This window comes from Aquabacter albus (genome assembly GCF_040049275.1).
Classification (GTDB): domain Bacteria; phylum Pseudomonadota; class Alphaproteobacteria; order Rhizobiales; family Xanthobacteraceae; genus Aquabacter.
This window is the reverse complement of record NZ_JBDZDT010000001.1, coordinates 358709-375266: the sequence shown is the minus strand read 5'-3', so window position 1 is coordinate 375266 and position 16558 is coordinate 358709. Positions and strand designations below refer to the sequence as shown.

At 66.5% G+C, this 16558-nt stretch carries 14 protein-coding genes; 9 read left to right on the top strand and 5 right to left on the bottom strand.

Translation table 11 applies throughout. From position 1 onward, the window contains the following. Positions 1-3: 3 nt before the first annotated feature. Both ABLE91_RS01465 and ABLE91_RS01460 read right to left on the bottom strand, forming a co-directional pair. Complete coding sequence (locus ABLE91_RS01465) at positions 4-2220, bottom strand: amylo-alpha-1,6-glucosidase (protein ID WP_348927753.1); 2217 nt, start codon at positions 2218-2220, stop codon at positions 4-6. A gap of 102 nt (positions 2221-2322) precedes the next feature. After that, positions 2323-4146: an ABC transporter ATP-binding protein gene (locus ABLE91_RS01460; protein WP_348927751.1), complete on the bottom strand. Its 1824-nt coding sequence runs from the start codon at positions 4144-4146 to the stop codon at positions 2323-2325. Positions 4147-4280: 134 nt separating this feature from the next. Between ABLE91_RS01460 and ABLE91_RS01455 the strand changes: the two genes are divergently transcribed. After that, a complete protein-coding gene (locus ABLE91_RS01455) occupies positions 4281-5345 on the top strand; it encodes a glycosyltransferase family 4 protein (protein ID WP_348928303.1) in 1065 nt (354 codons plus the stop codon). Between the two features lie 24 nt (positions 5346-5369). Here ABLE91_RS01455 and ABLE91_RS01450 read toward each other — a convergent pair whose 3' ends face one another. Then, positions 5370-6332, bottom strand: coding sequence for a LysR family transcriptional regulator (locus tag ABLE91_RS01450; protein WP_348927749.1), 963 nt, complete (start codon positions 6330-6332; stop codon positions 5370-5372). Between the two features lie 167 nt (positions 6333-6499). Here ABLE91_RS01450 and ABLE91_RS01445 point away from each other — a divergent pair, with 167 nt between their 5' ends. Genes ABLE91_RS01445 through ABLE91_RS01420 form a run of 6 tightly spaced genes read left to right on the top strand, consistent with a single transcriptional unit; the run spans position 6500 to position 11162 of the window. Then, the gene (locus tag ABLE91_RS01445) at positions 6500-7483 is read left to right on the top strand and encodes a Bug family tripartite tricarboxylate transporter substrate binding protein (protein ID WP_348927747.1); all 984 of its coding nucleotides are present in this window, start codon (positions 6500-6502) and stop codon (positions 7481-7483) included. A 9-nt stretch (positions 7484-7492) separates the two neighbouring features. Continuing rightward, entirely contained in the window at positions 7493-8308 is an 816-nt protein-coding gene (locus ABLE91_RS01440) for an alpha/beta fold hydrolase (RefSeq protein WP_348927745.1), read from the top strand. Further along, complete coding sequence (locus ABLE91_RS01435) at positions 8301-8888, top strand: hypothetical protein (RefSeq protein ID WP_348927743.1); 588 nt, start codon at positions 8301-8303, stop codon at positions 8886-8888. The genes ABLE91_RS01440 and ABLE91_RS01435 overlap by 8 nt, the downstream gene beginning before the upstream one ends. 10 nt (positions 8889-8898) lie before the next feature. After that, positions 8899-9447 (top strand): carboxymuconolactone decarboxylase family protein, encoded by a 549-nt coding sequence (locus tag ABLE91_RS01430; protein ID WP_348927741.1) that lies wholly within the window; start codon positions 8899-8901, stop codon positions 9445-9447. Positions 9448-9457: 10 nt separating this feature from the next. Further along, positions 9458-10258: an SDR family NAD(P)-dependent oxidoreductase gene (locus ABLE91_RS01425; protein ID WP_348927740.1), complete on the top strand. Its 801-nt coding sequence runs from the start codon at positions 9458-9460 to the stop codon at positions 10256-10258. Positions 10259-10274: 16 nt separating this feature from the next. Further along, the gene (locus ABLE91_RS01420; protein WP_348927738.1) at positions 10275-11162 is read left to right on the top strand and encodes an amidohydrolase family protein; all 888 of its coding nucleotides are present in this window, start codon (positions 10275-10277) and stop codon (positions 11160-11162) included. Positions 11163-11188: 26 nt separating this feature from the next. On the opposite strand, the gene ABLE91_RS01415 is transcribed toward ABLE91_RS01420, so the two are convergent. Next, positions 11189-12133 (bottom strand): hydrogen peroxide-inducible genes activator, encoded by a 945-nt coding sequence (locus ABLE91_RS01415; RefSeq protein ID WP_348927736.1) that lies wholly within the window; start codon positions 12131-12133, stop codon positions 11189-11191. A gap of 130 nt (positions 12134-12263) precedes the next feature. Between ABLE91_RS01415 and katG the strand changes: the two genes are divergently transcribed. Further along, complete coding sequence (gene katG / locus ABLE91_RS01410) at positions 12264-14435, top strand: catalase/peroxidase HPI (protein ID WP_348927734.1); 2172 nt, start codon at positions 12264-12266, stop codon at positions 14433-14435. 320 nt (positions 14436-14755) lie between these two features. On the opposite strand, the gene ABLE91_RS01405 is transcribed toward katG, so the two are convergent. Continuing rightward, positions 14756-15112, bottom strand: coding sequence for an iron chaperone (locus ABLE91_RS01405; protein WP_348927732.1), 357 nt, complete (start codon positions 15110-15112; stop codon positions 14756-14758). Between the two features lie 177 nt (positions 15113-15289). On the opposite strand from ABLE91_RS01405, the gene ABLE91_RS01400 reads away from it, so the two are divergent. Continuing rightward, the gene (locus tag ABLE91_RS01400; protein WP_348927730.1) at positions 15290-16273 is read left to right on the top strand and encodes a helix-turn-helix transcriptional regulator; all 984 of its coding nucleotides are present in this window, start codon (positions 15290-15292) and stop codon (positions 16271-16273) included. The last annotated feature ends 285 nt before the right edge of the window (positions 16274-16558 follow it).

Sequence of the window (16558 nt, the reverse complement as noted above, 5' to 3'; positions counted from 1 at the left end):
CCTTCAAAGATGGGTGGTGAGATCGATGGTCCCGCGGCGCTGCAGCACCTCGACGATCACCTGCTGGCCCGACCGCCTCAACAACACGTCCGCCTTCCCTTTTGCCCCGCCGAGATTGCGCAGCACGAGTTCATCGAGGAAGGCCGGGAGGACAGGCTGATTGAAATTGATCCGGTTCGCGCCGCCATCGAAGCTGAACCCCAGGCACGACTGGATCAGCGACAAGGGCGCGGCGGCGGCCCAGGCCTGCGGCGCGCAGGCTACCGGATAGAAGGTCGGCCCTTGCGCGCGCTGCCGCCGGAAGCCGCAGAACAGTTCGGGCAGGCGCCTCAGGTCGATATAGGTGGCCGCCGCAAACAGCCCTTCGAAGATCCGCGCGGCCTCCCCGCGGAAGCCGTAGCGGGAAAACCCGGCGGCGATGAGCGCGTTGTCGTGGGGCCAAACCGAGCCGTTATGATACGCCATGGGATTATAGCGTGCCGCGTCCGAGGCCACGGTGCGGACGCCCCAACCGCAGAAGGAATCGCTGCTCATGAGTGCGCGGACCACGAAGGCTGCCCGCTCGGGATAGGCGATGCCCGTGAACAGCGCGTGGCCGGCATTGGAGGAGCGCACCCGGCACGGCCGCTTATCCCCGTCGAGGGCCAGCGCATAGGTGCCGAGATCCGGGTCGAAGAAGGCGGTGTCGAAGCGCTGCCGGAGCGCCTCGGCCCTTGCCTCCATGGCGGCCGCCTGTGCGTCATGCCCGAGCGCACGCGCAAGCTCGGCGGCGGCGAGCCACGCGCCGAAGACATAGGCCTGAACCTCGACGATGGCGATCGGGCCACGGGCGAGGGTTCCATCGGCGTGGAAGACGGAATCGTGGCTGTCCTTCCACGCCTGGTTGATCAGGCCCTCCGACGTCCGGCGGCCGTACTCCACGAAACCGTCGCCGTCGCGGTCCCCATGATCGGTGATCCATGCGAGCGCCGCCTCGATGTGCGGCCACAGCGCTGCGGCGGCGGCTTGGTCGTTGGTGTGCCGGAAATAGGCCCCCGCGAGCATCACGAAGAGAGGGGTGGAATCCACGCTGCCGTAATAGCGCCGGAAGGGAACCTCGCCGAGCTCGGCCATTTCGCCATAGCGCACTTCGTGGAGGATCTTGCCCGGTTCCGCATCCGATTTCGCGTCGCTGCGGGTCGCCTGGTTGGCAGCCAGATGAAACAGGACGCCGCGCGCGATGCCCGGGTCCAGCCAGAGCATCTCCATGGCGGTGATCAGGGCGTCCCGGCCGAACACCGTGCTGAACCACGGAATGCCGGCATAGGGATATGGCCCTTCCGGCGTATCGGTGATCAGCATGTAGATGTCGGACATGCTGCGCTCGACCGCCTCATTGAAGATGGCGTTCGAGGTGGTGACGGAGCCCGCCGCGGATCGTGCGGCGCGCAGCGCCCGCCGCGCGTCCCTGAGGGCTGTGAGGTAGTTGCGCGGCACCGGCTGATCGTCCGCAGACGGCTCGAAGCCGATCTCGAAGAACAGCGAACGGCTTTGCTGCGGCGGCAGCTCGAACTCGAACACCGCGTCCTTCCCCGTCAGGCTCTCCGGCGCGGGATCGAACCTCAGAACGGTATGCCGCAATCGGTCGTCGAGCCCGGTATAGCTGAGTTCCACCGAGCTGGTCCCAACACGCGGGGCGTGAAGCAGACCCCTTCGGTCTCGCCGGGTGCCGCGCACCTCGAACATGTCCGCAAAGTCCGCGGAAAAGCTGAGCCCGATGCGGATGCGGTGGGACGCTTCGTCGTAATTGCGGACGGTCAGGCGCTCGAAGCAATGGGCGTTCCACAGGAAGCGCGAGCGTCGCAGGTGGACAAGATCGTGGGCGAGGCTCACCCGGCCGTGGGCGTCGAACACATCGGGGTTGGTCAGATCGCAGGTCAGGGTGGCGTTGTCGTCCCGGAGCGTGGAGCTCAGAAGGATGGGGCGCTCGCCCGCAATCGTCAGATAGAGGTGGGAGAGATGACGGGTGTCGCGGTGATAGAGGCCTTCCGGGCTGCCGGGCCCGGAAATGGCGTCACCATTGTGATCGAAGACGCCGAATGTATCTCCGTGCTTCAGCGTGCGTGGACGCCGCTCCTGGAGCGAGGCCGTGGCGGGAATGAAGAATTGGGCAAGCTGGGAGGCGCCGGGCCCCGCGGGTACGGGGGCGTGGGCCACGTTCTCCGCGCTGATCGTCTGCATGATACAAATCCCGTCGTGCCGGCATGCCGTCTCCGGCACGCGCTCGCTGCATCAAGGCTCGCGCCGGCCGTGCGGCGAAAACCGGAGAAGGGGAGGCGCGGGTCAGGCCATCTGCTTCAAGCGGGCGAGTTCGAGCCCCACGAGGTTGCGGTAGATGCCGTCGTGCCGCAGGTCGCCCGGCGCGCCGTCTTCCACCACGCCGCCATCCTGCATCACGAGAATGCGGTCGAAGCCGCGAAGCGTCGACAGGCGGTGGGCGATGGTGATGACGGTGCGCCCGATCATCAGCCGCTCCAGTGCCTCGCGGATCGCCTCTTCCGACTCGCCGTCCAGCGCGGACGTGGCCTCGTCCAGGATCAGAATGGGCGCGTCCTTCAGGAAGGCGCGGGCGATGGCGATGCGCTGGCGCTGCCCGCCCGACAGCTTGATGCCCCGGTCGCCGACAATCGTGTCCAATCCGTTGGGCAGGTTCTGGATGAAGGGCCGGCAACGGGCATCGATGGCCGCCTGCCACACCTCCTCGTCGGTGGCGTGCGGACGCCCGTACCGGATGTTCTCAAGGAGCGAGCGGTTCAGCAGCGCGGTATCCTGCGGCACAACGGAAATGGCGCTCCGCAGGCTTTCCTCCGTGGCACGTGAAATATCGTGCCCATCGATGAAGATGTGGCCGGAATTGACGGCGTAAAAGCGCTGCATCAGCGCGACCAGCGTGGATTTACCCCCGCCGGAGCGGCCCACTAGCCCTACGCGCTGGCCGGCTTCGATGGTCAGATCGAGCCCCTCGAAGACCTTCCGGCCGTTGGGATAGCGGAACGAGACGTTCTCGAACGTGATGCGGCTGCCGCAGGGGACGAGGGTGGAAGCCTCCGGGTGCTCGTGCAGTTCGTGGGGCGACAGCAGCGTGCCGATCGCTTCGGAAAGACGCGCCATGTGCTGCGTTACGTCCACGAGGGCAACCGCCAGGTCGCGCGTGGCGCTGAGCACCGAAAGCCCGAGGGTGCAGACCAGCACCACATCGCCCGGGCTCGCCTTGCCGCTCTCCCAAAGCAGGATCGCCCAGGCCAGCAGGCCCAGGGTCGTCACCACCACCAGCAGCGCGTGGGTCAGGCGAAGCTTTTCAAGGTAGAGCAGGCTGCGCCGCCGTGCCTTCATTTCCTCGCCGACGGTGGTATCGAAACGCGAGTGCTCGCGGGCAATGCCGCCGAAACTGCGCACGAGGGCCATGTTGCCCACCACATCAGCCATCTCGCCATCCACGGCAGCGGCCTTGTCGGCAAACGAGTGGTGGAGCGGCCGGCCCGAGGCCGCCATGCGCGTCATCACCGCCATCATGGCCGCCGCGATGAGGAGCAGGACACCCGCCATGAGGGGACTGACCAGCGCCAGATAGATGATGGCGCCGACCGTGGCAAAGCACGGCGGCAGCACATTCCAGACGGTCATGTTCTCGATTTGGAACGCGGCGTTGGACGTGGCCGTTATCCGGCTGGTCAGCACCCCCGGCTTGCGCTCCGTAAAGTAGGACGGGGCATGGCCGGTGAGGTGGCGGAACAGGTCCGAGCGCAATTCGCCCGTCACCCGCACGAAGGCGTGGCTGCCGATCCAGCTCGCCACGCGCCAGAGCAGGTTGTCGGCCGCGATCAGCCCCACGAGGAAGGCGAAGGCGAACCACGGCCCTGCTGCGGCATCGCGTCCCGCCGACAGCGTGTCGACCAGAACCTTCACGCCATATTGCGTGCTGACGGAGCAGGCGACGGCGCCGAGCACCGCGAACAATATCAGGCCATGGGAAAGCCAGCTCCGCCCGACGTAGCGCAGCAGGAAGGCAAACGGGCGCTCGGCATACCAGGATAGGTCGTCAGGCCGCTTCGGTTCGGACGTTGATCGCGGCGAATTGGTTTTTTCTGGGCGGGTGCGTGGGAACATCCCGGCGAATGTTGCGTTGCGAAACACGGCTGGCCTTCCCCGTCGGATGCGTCGTGTGGGTGGCTCAGCGTCCTTTCGGGACTGCTCCGAAACAGGACACCGTCAGCTTAACTGCCGTGAGGACGTTTCGTTTCATGAGAATCGCTCAAATCGCTCCCCTGACTGAGGCCATCCCCCCGAGCTTGTATGGAGGTACAGAAAGGGTCATCTCATGGCTCACGGAAGAACTCGTGGCGCTCGGGCATGACGTTACACTGTTTGCAAGTGGCGATTCCATGACGGCGGCAAAGCTCGAGCCCATGTGGCCGCGCGCGTTGCGTCTCGATGGCACGGTCCGTGATCCCAATGCCTTGCACATGATGATGCTCGAAGAGGTATTCCGCCGCTCCGGCGAGTTCGACCTCCTGCATTGCCATCTCGATTATTATCCGTTTTCTCTGCTGTCGCGCCAGCCGACACCCTTCATCACGACGCTTCACGGACGCCTCGATCTGCCGGAACTGCAGCCGATCTTCTCCGCCTTTCCCTCGGCACCCGTGGTTTCCATCTCGGATGCCCAGCGCCGGCCCCTGCCGCAGGCCGGCTGGGCCGCAACGGTGCATCACGGCCTTCCCGCGGACCTTCTCACCCCGCAGCCGATCGCCCCGTCCTATCTCGCCTTCCTCGGGCGGATCTCGCCGGAAAAACGCGCTGATCGCGCCATTCGGATTGCCCAGCGCTGCGGCCTGCCTTTGAAGATCGCTGCCAAGGTCGACAAGGCCGATCAGGATTATTTCGACGAGCTGATCCGCCCCATGCTGGATACCCCTGGCGTGGAGTTCATCGGCGAGATCTGCGAACGTGAAAAGCCCGCCTTCCTGAGCGGAGCCCTTGCGCTGCTCGTGCCCATCGACTGGCCGGAGCCGTTCGGCCTCGTGATGATCGAGGCCATGGCCTGCGGTACGCCCGTCATCGCCTTCAACCGCGGCTCCGTGCCGGAAGTCATCGAGGATGGCGTGACGGGCTTCATCGTGGAGGACGAGACGAGCGCCGCAAGCGCGGTCCGCCATCTCCCTCCGCTCTCCCGCATAAAGATCCGCCAGCGCTTTGAAGAGCGCTTCACGGCGCGGCGGATGGCCCAGGATTATCTTGATATCTACAGGACGCTTTCCAATGCACGGCCCTTGCGGGTGGTGACGGCCTCATCACCCACGCGGTGAGGCCGCGGGTGCCTGCCGGGGTGGCTAAGGGTCCTCGGCAACGGACGGGTCTGGCACAGAGGTTGCGGAATCCCGCCAGATGCCGCGCTGGATGAGGCCGAGCAGGGTTGCCCGCAGCGCGTCGGTCAGCTCGCGGGCGAGCGGCGTTGTCGCCGTTTCCTTCAGCATCACCGCCGACAGCGTGGCGATGATGGGAGGGTGGTCGATGGTGTGCATGGTAAGATCGCCCCGCGCGACTTCCTCATGGACCGATGAATAGGTGAGGATGGTGTAGCCGTGGCCGGCGCGCACCATCGCCTTGGTGAGCGCGACGCTGTCCACCTCGGTGCGGATGTTCAGCCTCACCTCGTGGCGCGCGGCCGCCCGCTCGATCATCCGGCGGTTGTTGTGCGGCAGGCTGGGCATGATCAGCGGCAGCTTTGCGATGTGGCGCAAGCGGAGCTCTTCCGTGTCGGACATGCGCAGCACGTCGCCGGGCGGCCCCACGAGAACCATCGGCTCCCGCAGCAGCGGAATGACGTGCAGCCCGTCCATGGGCACCACGTTGTAGACGAGCCCCACATCGATCCGCTTCTCGCTCAGCCATTCGTGGATGAGCGAGCTGATGCCCTCGCGCAGTTTCAGCACCACGTCGGCATGGGTCTCGGCAAAGAATGCGGCCAGAGGCGGCCCGATCAGGAGGCCGGCGGCGGGCGGCAGGCCGAGCGTCACCGTGCCCCGCAGGGCGAGGTCCCCGCGCTTGGCCTCGGCCTTGATCTGCGCCAGCAGGGATTCGATTTCCTCCACGCGCCGGAGCACGGCGGCACCCACCGGCGTGAGGCGGACGCCGCGCCCGTGCCGCACCAGCAAGGCCTGGCCCAACTCTTCCTCGATCTCGCGCACGCGCCGGCTGAGCGCCGGCTGGGCGATGCGCAGCTCTTCGGCCGCGCGGCTGAAGCTGCCGGCGCGGGCGACGGTGGCGAAGTAGCCGAGCTTGCGGGAATCCACGTGGTGCACCTCCGTTGGAAGAAGCATAGGAGATCGCGGCCATGCCGTCACGGCATCGCCAGCTAAGCCCATAAAGCTTTGGTTCCGCAGGCGCCCTGCTGCGAGGATGGCCCCTGACTCGTTGGACGCGCCTTCAAGAGCGTGACCGCCTTTTGGGGAGGGACATGATGAAAGCACTATTCCGCGGATGCCTGATCGCGGCCGTGGCCTTGTTCGCCCACGGCGCAAGCGCCCAGACCGCAGGCGCGCAGGGCTATCCGAACAGGCCCATCAAGATGATCGTGCCGTTCTCGGCCGGCGGACCGGCGGACGCGATCGCGCGGACGCTCGCCGAGAAGATGTCGATCATCCTCAAGCAGCCCGTGGTCATCGACAACCGGGCGGGCGCGGGTGGGGCGACCGGCACCAAGGCCGTCGCGGTGGCCGAGCCGGACGGCTACACGATCGGGCTCTCCTCCGCCGGTGCTCTCGCCATCAGCGTCAGCATGCAGGAGGCCATCGGCTACGATCCGCGCACGGACCTGCGGGCGCTGACGCTCGCCGCGAGCGTGCCCGAGCTGCTGGTGGTCAACAACAATGTTCCCGCGAAAACCCTGCCCGAGCTCATCGCCCTGGCGAAGGCGCAGCCGGGCAAGCTCAGCTTCGGGTCCTCGGGCATGGGCAGCATGCCCCATCTCGCGGGAGAGCTGCTCAAGCAGTATGGCCAGATCGACATCGTGCACGTGCCGTATCGCGGCGCCGCCCCGGCTGTGACCGACCTGCTCGGCGGGCAGGTGAACCTGATGTTCATGGACATCGCCGTGCTGCTGCCCCATGTGCAGGCGGGCCGGATGCGGGCGCTCGCCATCGGCAGCGCGGCGCGCTCGCCGAGCCTGCCGGACCTGCCGACCACCGCCGAGCTGGGGCTGCCTTTGGTGGTGGCCGACAACTGGTACGGGGTCATCGCTCCCAAGGCGACGCCGCAGCCCATCGTCGACAAGCTCCACGCCGCGCTGGTGGAGGCGCTGCGCATGCCGGACGTCAAGGAGAAGCTCGCGCTCCAGGGCGCGGTCCCCGGCGGCAACAGCCCCGAGGAGTTCGCCGCCTATATCAGCAGCGAGGTGGACAAGTGGGCGAAGGTCGTCAAGGCCGCGAACATCAAGCCGGAATGACCTCTCCCCATGACCGCACGAACCGCGCGTGACGCCGGCCTGCGCTACGAGGTCAGCGGAGACGGGCCCGAGCTTGTCCTAGTGCACGAGCTGGGCGGCAGCCTGGAGAGCTTCGACGGGCTGATGCCGCTCCTGACGCCGTTCTTCCGCATCCTGCGCTACGATCAGCGCGGTGCGGGCGGCTCGGGTCCGGCGCGCGCGGCGATGACCATCGAGGACCACGCCGCAGAGCTGGCGCATCTCGTCGACGTCGTGGGCTTCAGCGCCATCCGAAGCATCGTGGGCGTGGCGGCGGGAGCGGCCATCGCCGTCGCCTATTCGATCCAGAGCAGGGCGCCTTCATCGCTCGTCCTGTGCGCGCCGGCCTTGTCCGTTCCCCCGGAGCGGAAGGCCTATCTGCAGGCACGCTCGGACCTCGCGCGGCGCGAGGGCATGGCGGCGGTCGTGGATGCCAGTCTTGCCCGGTCCTATCCCGATGCCTTGCGCGGTGACCACGCGGCGTTCGAGGCCTATCGGGCGCGCTTCCTGTCCAACGATCCAGAAAGCTATGCCCAGGCCAACATGGCGCTTGCCGCCACGCGGGTCGCCGAGGCGCTGCCGAAGCTCTCCGTGCCGTGCCTCGTCATTGCAGGCTGGCACGATCTGTTGCGGCCGCCGGCCGAGGTGGCAGCGACCGCAGCGGATATTCCCGGCGCACGGTTCGAGGTGATCGAGAGCGGGCACCTGATGCCGGTTCAGGCGCCGCGGGACATGGCCGATCACATCTTGGACTTCGTGCTGCCGCAGGCCCTGCAGCGACCGGCGTCGGAGACCTCCCATGCCTAAGGGTCTCCTCCTCGTGAGCATGGAGCCTCCCGCGACGCTGGAGGACGAATTCAACGACTGGTACGACACCGAGCATTTCCCGCAGCGCCGTGTCTTGCCGGGCTTCGAGAGCGCGTCGCGGTGGGTCTGCCTTGCCGGCTGGCCGCGCTGGCTCGCCCTCTACGATCTCAGCTCCGTGGCGGCGCTCGAGACGCCGGACTACGCCGCCGTCTCCGGCGAGCGCTCGACCCCCTGGAGCAAAAGGGTGCTGCCGCGCACCATCGGCCGCCGGAGGGTCATCGCCGAGCAGATGCATCCCGGCGATGCGGTCATGCCGCCGTCGGGCGAGGTGGCGCGGCTCTGCGTGGCGCATTTTCCCCATGCGGGCACTGACCCCGTCTCCACGCTCGTGCGTGCAGCGGAGGGATCGGCAAGCCCGGTGTATCTGCGCCTGTTTCGGGATGTGCCCGGCGGGGGCATCTGGTCGCTGGCGACCTTCGCCCATCCCGTGTCGCTGGAGCAGGCGGCCGTGGTGGTCGGCGCCGGCACGAACGGCGGGGCGAAGCTGCTCAACCTCTACGCCCCTTACATGTGCGCCTGAGGGAGGCTTCATGCGGATCAAGGATTTCAACCGGGACGAGATGAGCGAGGCGCAGCTCAAGGTCGCGGACGCCGCCATCGCGGGCAAGCGCGGGCGGATCCCCGCGCCTCTGCGCGCCTGGATCCACAGTCCGGAATTCGGTGGGCGAGCGCAGCATCTCGGGGAATTCCTGCGCTACGGCACAGCCATGGGGCCGCAGCTCTCGGAGTTGGCCATCCTCGTCACGGCGCGCTGCTGGACATCGCAATATGAGTGGTTCGCCCACAAGCGCGAAGCTCTGAAGGCTGGCCTCGACCCGGCGATCGTCGATGCCATCGCCCAGCGGCGCACGCCTGTCTTCTCCTCGGCGGCACAGCAGGCGGTCTACGACTATGCGCTGACGATGCACGAAAAGCGGCACATCCCCGAGGACGTGCATGCGGCCGCCGTTCGGGAGCTGGGCGAGGCCGGCGTGGTCGAGCTTGTGGGTATCCTCGGCTACTACACCCTGGTCTCCATGACGCTGAACGCCTTCGACATCGGCCTGCCCGAGGGCGAGACGCCGGAACTCCAGCCATGAGGGCGAAGTCATGACCGGGCGTCTGGCCGGAAAGGTCGCGATGATCATTGGGGCCGGCTGCGTCGGCCCCGGCTGGGGCAATGGGCGCGCCGCGGCCGTGATCTTCGCGCGAGAGGGCGCGAGGGTCTTCGCCATGGACCTTGAGGCCGACGCCATGACCGAGACCGTGGCGATGGTGGAGGCCGAGGGCGGGATCATCCGAACTCATGTCTGCGACGCCACCGACAGCGCGCAACTGGCAGCGGCGGTGGAGGCCTGCCGCGCGGCCTTCGGCACCATCGACATCCTCGTCAACAATGTCGGCGGGTCGTCCCCCGGCGGCGCGGTGGCGCTGAGCGAGGAGAACTGGCGCCGCCAGCTCGACTATAATCTCTCCAGCGCCTTCCTGGCCTGCAAGCACGTGATCCCGGTCATGGAGGCCGCGGGCGGCGGCGCCATCGTCAACACGGCCTCCACCTCTGGCCTGCGCTGGACCGGGGCAGCCCAGGTGGGCTACGCCTCCACCAAGGCGGCGATCATCCAGTTCTCCCGCGTCACAGCCGTCGAATATGCCAGCCGGGGCATCCGCGTGAACACGGTGGTTCCCGGGCAGATGCATACGCCCATGGTCGAAGCGCGGCTTGCCGGGCAACGTGCGGGCGGCGATGTGGAGGCCTTGCTGAAGACGCGGGTGGCTCGCATTCCGCTCGGCTTCATGGGCGACGGGCGCGATACGGCCTATGCCGCCCTTTTCCTGGCCTCCGACGAGGCGCGCTTCATCACTGGAACAGAGATCGTGGTGGATGGCGGCATGACCGCCCGCTGCGATTGAGTGGGGACCTGACACCATGACCACAGAGACAGTGCGGCCCGACGGCCCGCCGCCCAATCCAAATCCCCGCAAGCCCAGGATCGCGCTGCCGCCCGGCGCCTGCGACGCGCATTGCCACATCTTCGGCCCGTTCGACCGCTTTCCGCTTCCGCCCGACCGCAGCTTCACGCCGAACGAGGCGCCCGAGACGGCGCTGCGCCGCCTGCACGATCACCTCGGCATCGACCGGGCGGTGATCGTCCAGAGCCAGGGACAGGGCCTCGACACGCGCCCGTTCCTGGAGGCGCTGGCGCGGGGCGCGGGTCGGTATCGCGGCGTCGCTCTGCTGAAGCCGGCCGCTCGCGAAGAGGACATTGCGGCGCTCGATGCGGCGGGCGTCTGCGGCGTCCGCTTCAATTTCCTCTCGCATCTCGGCGGGGCGCCGGACCCCGAGGCGCTGCGCACCGTGGTCGCCAAGGTCAGGCCGTTCGGCTGGCATGTGGCCATCCATGTGGCGGGCGAGGACATCGTTACATATGAGAGCCTCATCCGCTCCATCGACGCGCCGGTCGTAATCGATCACATGGCGCGGCCGCGGATTGCGGCCGGCGTGGACGGGCCTGCGCTGAAGACGCTGCGCGCATTGATCGACAGCGGCCGGGTCTGGACGAAACTGAGCGGCGGCGACCGGCTCTCGGCGGAGGGCGCGCCTTTTCGCGACGTCGTCCCCATCGCCGACAGCCTCTTCCGCCATGCGCCCGAGCGCATGCTGTGGGGCACCGACTGGCCCCATGTGAACCTGCACGCGCCGATGCCCGACGACGGGGATCTGGTCGACCTCCTGGCCGATATCGTTCCGGACGCGGAGGACCGAAAAAGGGTGCTGGTGGACAATCCCACCACCTTCTTCAAGTTCGCCTCGTAGTTCACCGTACCGCCCGAAAATCTCCGTCAGGTCGGAGGGTCCTCATTCAAGGGGAGGGCGGCTTGCTGCTCGCGCAGTGCGCCGGTCGAGCGGCGGACCACGTCGGATATCTGCAGGAGCTGCTTGGCCAGGGGGCTTGTCTTGCGCCAGACCATGCCAATGGTTCGTGACGGTTGGGGTTTCCTGAAACGCACCACCGAGACCGCTGCCGAGCGCGTCTCCACCGCCACGGCCATTTCCGGTATCAGCGTGACGCCGATGCCGGCATCCACCATCTGAACCAAGGTGGACATGGAGCTCGCCTCCAGAAAATCGCGCTGTGGAGCAGCGCGCATGTCCACGTTGCAGAATGACAGGGCCTGGTCGCGAAAGCAGTGCCCCTCTTCCAGGAGAAGCAGCCGCATTTCGCGCAGCGCTTCGGGGCCGGGCACCGGCTTTCCCTCGTCCGCGCCGGGCCGGACCAGGAGGAAGTTCTCCGTAAACAGGGGAATTTCGATCAAGGCAGGCTCGGAGACGGGAAGGGCGACGATGGCCGTGTCGAGCCGGCCCTCTTCCAGCTCCTGAAGCAGCCTCGGCGTCTGCGTCTCGCGAACATGGATGTCGAGACCGTCGTGCTGGCGGGTGAGATTGCCAAGCAGGGTCGGCAACAGATAGGGCGCGACCGTCGGGATCACGCCGATGCGCAGCCGCCCCATCAGCCTGTTCCGCGAGGCGCGCGCCAGATCTCCCAGTTCATCGACCGAGCGCAGGATGTCGCGGACGCGCGGGGCGAACTCTTCACCGAAACTGGTTAGCCGGATCTGGTGCGCGCTTCGCTCGAAGAGCCCGGTGCCGACCTCCTGCTCCAATTCCTTGATCTGCATCGACAAGGCCGGCTGGGAGATGCCGCACGCTTCCGCCGCGCGCCTGAAGTGGCCATGCCGCGCCAGCGCCTCGAAATAGCGGAGCTGCTTGAAAGTCACGTTTTTCATAAGAGAAACTTATCACGGCAATCAGTAAATCGGAATTAATCTAATGAAGGAGATTTGATAAGAGCTGCTGCAGGTGGCGCTGGGGATGGGTCGATTGTCACGATCGCCACAGCCTGGATCGGAGGGAAGCATGAACGCGACGACTGATGAGAGCACGGGCAAATGCCCGGTCGCCCATGGTGCCGGCGGTACCCAGAACCGCGACTGGTGGCCGAGCCAGCTGCGTGTCGACCTTCTGAACCAGCATTCGTCCAAGTCCGATCCGCTGGATCAGACGTTCGATTACCGCGAGGAGTTCAAGAAGCTCGACTATGAGGCGCTGAAGAGCGACCTGCGCAAGCTGATGACCGATTCGCAGGATTGGTGGCCGGCCGACTTCGGCAATTACGGCCCGCAATTCATCCGCATGTCCTGGCACAGCGCCGGCACCTATCGCCTCGCCGACGGCCGCGGCGGCGGCGGTCGTGGCCAGCAGCGCTTCGCCCCGCTCAACAGCTGGCCGGACAATGTCAACATCGACAAGTCGCGCCGCCTGCTGTGGCCGATCAAGAAGAAGTACGGCCAGAAGATCTCCTGGGCCGACCTGATCATCCTCACCGGCAATGTGGCGCTGGAGACCATGGGCTTCCGCACCTTCGGCTTCGCCGCCGGCCGCGAAGACACCTGGGAGCCGGACCAGGACGTGTTCTGGGGCTCCGAGACCGCCTGGCTCACCCACCGCTCCCTCGACAAGTTCAACGCGCCGCTGAGCGCCACCGAGATGGGCCTGATCTACGTCAATCCGGAAGGCCCGAACCGCGACGGCGATCCCATCTCCGCCGCCGCCTTCATCCGCGAGACCTTCGCCCGCATGGCGATGAACGACGAGGAAACCGTCGCGCTCATCGGCGGCGGCCACACCTTCGGCAAGACCCATGGCGCGGGCCCTGAGTCCCACAAGGGGCCGGACCCGGAAGCCGCCGAGCTGGAAAACCAGGGCCTCGGCTGGGCCAGCAATTTCGGCACCGGCTACGGCTCGGACGCCATCGGCTCCGGCCTGGAAGTCACCTGGACCCAGACCCCGGCCCAGTGGAGCAACTTCTTCTTCGAGAACCTGTTCAAGTATGAATGGGTGAAGACCCAGAGCCCGGCCGGCGCCATCCAGTGGGAGGCGAAGGACGCGCCGGACGTCATCCCGGACGCGCACGACCCCTCGAAAAAGCACAAGCCGACCATGCTCACGACGGACCTGTCGCTGCGCTTCGACCCGGCCTACGAGAAGATCTCCCGCCGCTTCCTGGAGAACCCGCAGGCCTTCGCCGAGGCGTTCGCCCGGGCGTGGTTCAAGCTGACCCACCGCGATCTCGGCCCGCGCTCGCGCTATCTGGGCCCGGAAGTGCCCCGGGAAGTGCTGATCTGGCAGGACCCGGTGCCGGCGGTCGATCATCCCCTGATCGATGCGGCGGACGCGGCCGAGCTGAAGGCCAAGATCCTCGCAACGGGCCTCACGGTCTCCGAGCTGGTGGGCACCGCCTGGGCCTCGGCCTCCACCTTCCGCGGCGGCGACAAGCGCGGCGGCGCCAATGGCGCGCGCATCCGCCTCGCCCCGCAGAAGGACTGGGAAGTGAACCAGCCCGAGCAGCTGGACAAGGTGCTCAAGGCGCTCCAGCGCGTCCAGGGCGAGTTCAACCTCAACGCCACCGGCGGCAAGAAGGTCTCGCTCGCCGACGTGATCATTCTGGCCGGCAATGCCGGCGTCGAGGAGGCGGCGAAGGCGGCCGGCCACGAGGTGGCCGTTCCGTTCTCGCCGGGCCGCACCGACGCCTCGCAGGCGGAGACGGACGTCGAAGCCTTCGCCTGGCTGGAGCCGGCGGCTGACGGCTTCCGCAACTTCCACAAGACCGGATTTGCGGTGCCCGGCGAAGTGGCGCTGATCGACAAGGCACAGCTTCTGACGCTCACCGCGCCGGAGATGACCGTGCTGGTCGGCGGCCTGCGCGCCATCAACATCAATGTTGGTGGGGCCGCCATCCTCACCGACAAGCCCGGCGTGCTGACGAACGACTTCTTCGTCAACCTGCTGGACATGAGCACGCAGTGGAAGGCGGCACCCGACACCACGGATGTCTACGAAGGACATGACCGCAAGACCGGCGAGCTGAAGTGGACCGGCAGCCGCGTCGACCTCGTGTTCGGCTCGAACTCCATCCTGCGCGCTCTGGCCGAGGTCTATGCCTCCTCGGACGCGAAGGAGAAGTTCGTGAAGGACTTCGTGGCGGCCTGGACCAAGGTGACGAACCTCGACCGCTTCGACCTCGCCTGATCCCGCTGAAACCCCCAACCGCCGCCGAAGCCCGGCGGCGGTTGGGGCGCGAGGGGAGAAAGGTTGTGTGAAGTGAAGCGTGGGGATCTGCCGTCTGGCAGGAGACGCCAAACGGCGTCTCAGACGAAAGCCCTGAGACCCGCACGGTCTAGGGTCGGGACCCGTTCATTCCGATAGCATCGAATGACGGTGATGAGCCCAAACCGCATCCGGAACGTGATTAGCTCATATCCGCCTTGGCCGAACGCTTCACGTTCGAATGACCCGCTCCGCGTTTGCACCGGTTTGTAAAGCGAGTTCGGGGTTGCCGAAGACAGTCGCTAAAATCCCTTTTTGCTGCGCGAACTGATTGCCAATTTCTCTACCAGCTCATCGGTGATGGGCTTGCTCACCGAGAACGTAACTCCGGTCTTCGTTGCCTTAAGCTTCAAAGACATGATCTCGTCAGCATGCTCAGCAATTGCGCCTGGGTCAACATATAGGCCGCATTGTTTGCTGAAGACAGCATAGCCCGCAATGATCGTTTCTTTGATCTGAAATCCGGGCATATCGTACTTCATGACTTCTTCTGCGTCTGGCAGAGCCCGCGATAGCTGTGCACGCAGGTGACCCAACATGGCGCGAAACTGCTCCGGTGCGGCAGCTATATAGGCGTCATGGTTATCCTTCTTCGTCATGCCGGCAGTGTGCTTTTAAACATATCCAAAGGCAACAAATGGGGCGCTAAAGCTCTTGCAGTCGAGCCGGTGGCCCCCCGCAGGCGCGCTCGGGTGCCGCCAACCGTGGCCATGGCTTGTTTTCACTGCATGCCGTAGTACGTTGCCGCTGCACGCGAGCCTGCTCCGGGGAAACTCATGGCTTACTGGTCCACCGACGACATCGCGGTGAGCGATCGTTTCGCGCATTGGCGCGAGGTGCGGGCCAAGAACATTTATGGAGTCACGGCGGAGCTGGAACGCAGCAAGCGGGCCGCTTTCCGGGGCATATTCTCCGCCCAGCAGGTGGGCACGGCCACCATCGGCGAGATGCATGCCTCTTCCTATGAGGTGACGCGCAGCGAGATCGACATCGCCCGCGCCTCCAGCGACAGCCTCTGCATCTATGAGCAACTCGACGGCGCCTGCTGGTTCGGGACCCCCGGCAGCGAGTTCGTCGTGGGCAAGGGGCAACTGGCGCTGAGCCATTCCGATCTGCCCTACCGCACCGCGCCCACCACGGAAGGGGGCTTCCACCTCCGGCTGGTGAAGATTCCCTTCGCCCAGTGCCGGGACTTCGTGGCCAGTCCCAGCGACCTCATGGCCAGCCTCGTCGTGCCCGAGCCCGGCATAGACGCGCTGTTCACCGCCTATTTCCGCGCCTTCGTCGCCCAGGCGCCCCATCTGAAGGGAGCCGCCGCGGAGACGGCGATCCAGGCCCTGGCGCAACTCGCCTTGGTGGCGCGCGGGGTCGCAAAGCCTCTCGAAGAGCCGACCCGCGATGCCCTGCGCGCCGCGCGCCTGGAGCAGGCCCGCCAGATAATCGAGAACAATCTCGGGCGGGCGGACCTGACCCCGGCAACCGTCGCCGTCGCGCTCGGCATCTCCACGCGACAGCTGCACCTGTTGTTCGCGCCCACGGGCATCAGCTTCACCCGCTACGTGCTGGGCCGCCGGCTGGAGCGGGCGCGGGCATTGCTGGCGCGGGACCGGCGGCGTTCGGTGCTGGACATCGCGCTCGCCTGCGGCATCGACAGTTCCACCGTCTTCTATCGCGGGTTCCGCAATGCCTATGGCATGAGCCCCACGGACTACCGGCAATCCCTCGCCGAGGCATCCAGCCACCCGTCCGACCCCCGCTAGAGCCCGATCCATCCCGGCCCGCTGCGCGCAGCGGGCCACACTGCCCCATAGGCAGGTGGATTGCGCGCAGCGGCAGGACACCTTGCGCAAAGCGGGAAGAAAGCCGCGGAAATTTTCGGCAAGATGCAGTCTGAGGGGCGATACGTCCAAGCAACCGTTGCGGGCAGTGCCCTTCCGTTCCGATGACCTCGGAATGGAAGGGCCGCTGCAGCATAGCTGTGCCTTGTCCGTATTCCCGGGGTTTGGATCTCGATCAGGCTTGTAAAGTATCCGGCAAGGCTGAGC

Coding starts and splice junctions, on each gene's coding strand:
- ABLE91_RS01465 (WP_348927753.1), bottom strand. CDS start 2,220: ATGCAGACGATCAGCGCGGAGAACGTGGCCCACGCCCCCGTACCCGCG.
- ABLE91_RS01460 (WP_348927751.1), bottom strand. CDS start 4,146: ATGTTCCCACGCACCCGCCCAGAAAAAACCAATTCGCCGCGATCAACG.
- ABLE91_RS01455 (WP_348928303.1), top strand. CDS start 4,281: ATGAGAATCGCTCAAATCGCTCCCCTGACTGAGGCCATCCCCCCGAGC.
- ABLE91_RS01445 (WP_348927747.1), top strand. CDS start 6,500: ATGAAAGCACTATTCCGCGGATGCCTGATCGCGGCCGTGGCCTTGTTC.
- ABLE91_RS01440 (WP_348927745.1), top strand. CDS start 7,493: ATGACCGCACGAACCGCGCGTGACGCCGGCCTGCGCTACGAGGTCAGC.
- ABLE91_RS01435 (WP_348927743.1), top strand. CDS start 8,301: ATGCCTAAGGGTCTCCTCCTCGTGAGCATGGAGCCTCCCGCGACGCTG.
- ABLE91_RS01430 (WP_348927741.1), top strand. CDS start 8,899: ATGCGGATCAAGGATTTCAACCGGGACGAGATGAGCGAGGCGCAGCTC.
- ABLE91_RS01425 (WP_348927740.1), top strand. CDS start 9,458: ATGACCGGGCGTCTGGCCGGAAAGGTCGCGATGATCATTGGGGCCGGC.
- ABLE91_RS01420 (WP_348927738.1), top strand. CDS start 10,275: ATGACCACAGAGACAGTGCGGCCCGACGGCCCGCCGCCCAATCCAAAT.
- ABLE91_RS01415 (WP_348927736.1), bottom strand. CDS start 12,133: ATGAAAAACGTGACTTTCAAGCAGCTCCGCTATTTCGAGGCGCTGGCG.
- katG (WP_348927734.1), top strand. CDS start 12,264: ATGAACGCGACGACTGATGAGAGCACGGGCAAATGCCCGGTCGCCCAT.
- ABLE91_RS01405 (WP_348927732.1), bottom strand. CDS start 15,112: ATGACGAAGAAGGATAACCATGACGCCTATATAGCTGCCGCACCGGAG.
- ABLE91_RS01400 (WP_348927730.1), top strand. CDS start 15,290: ATGGCTTACTGGTCCACCGACGACATCGCGGTGAGCGATCGTTTCGCG.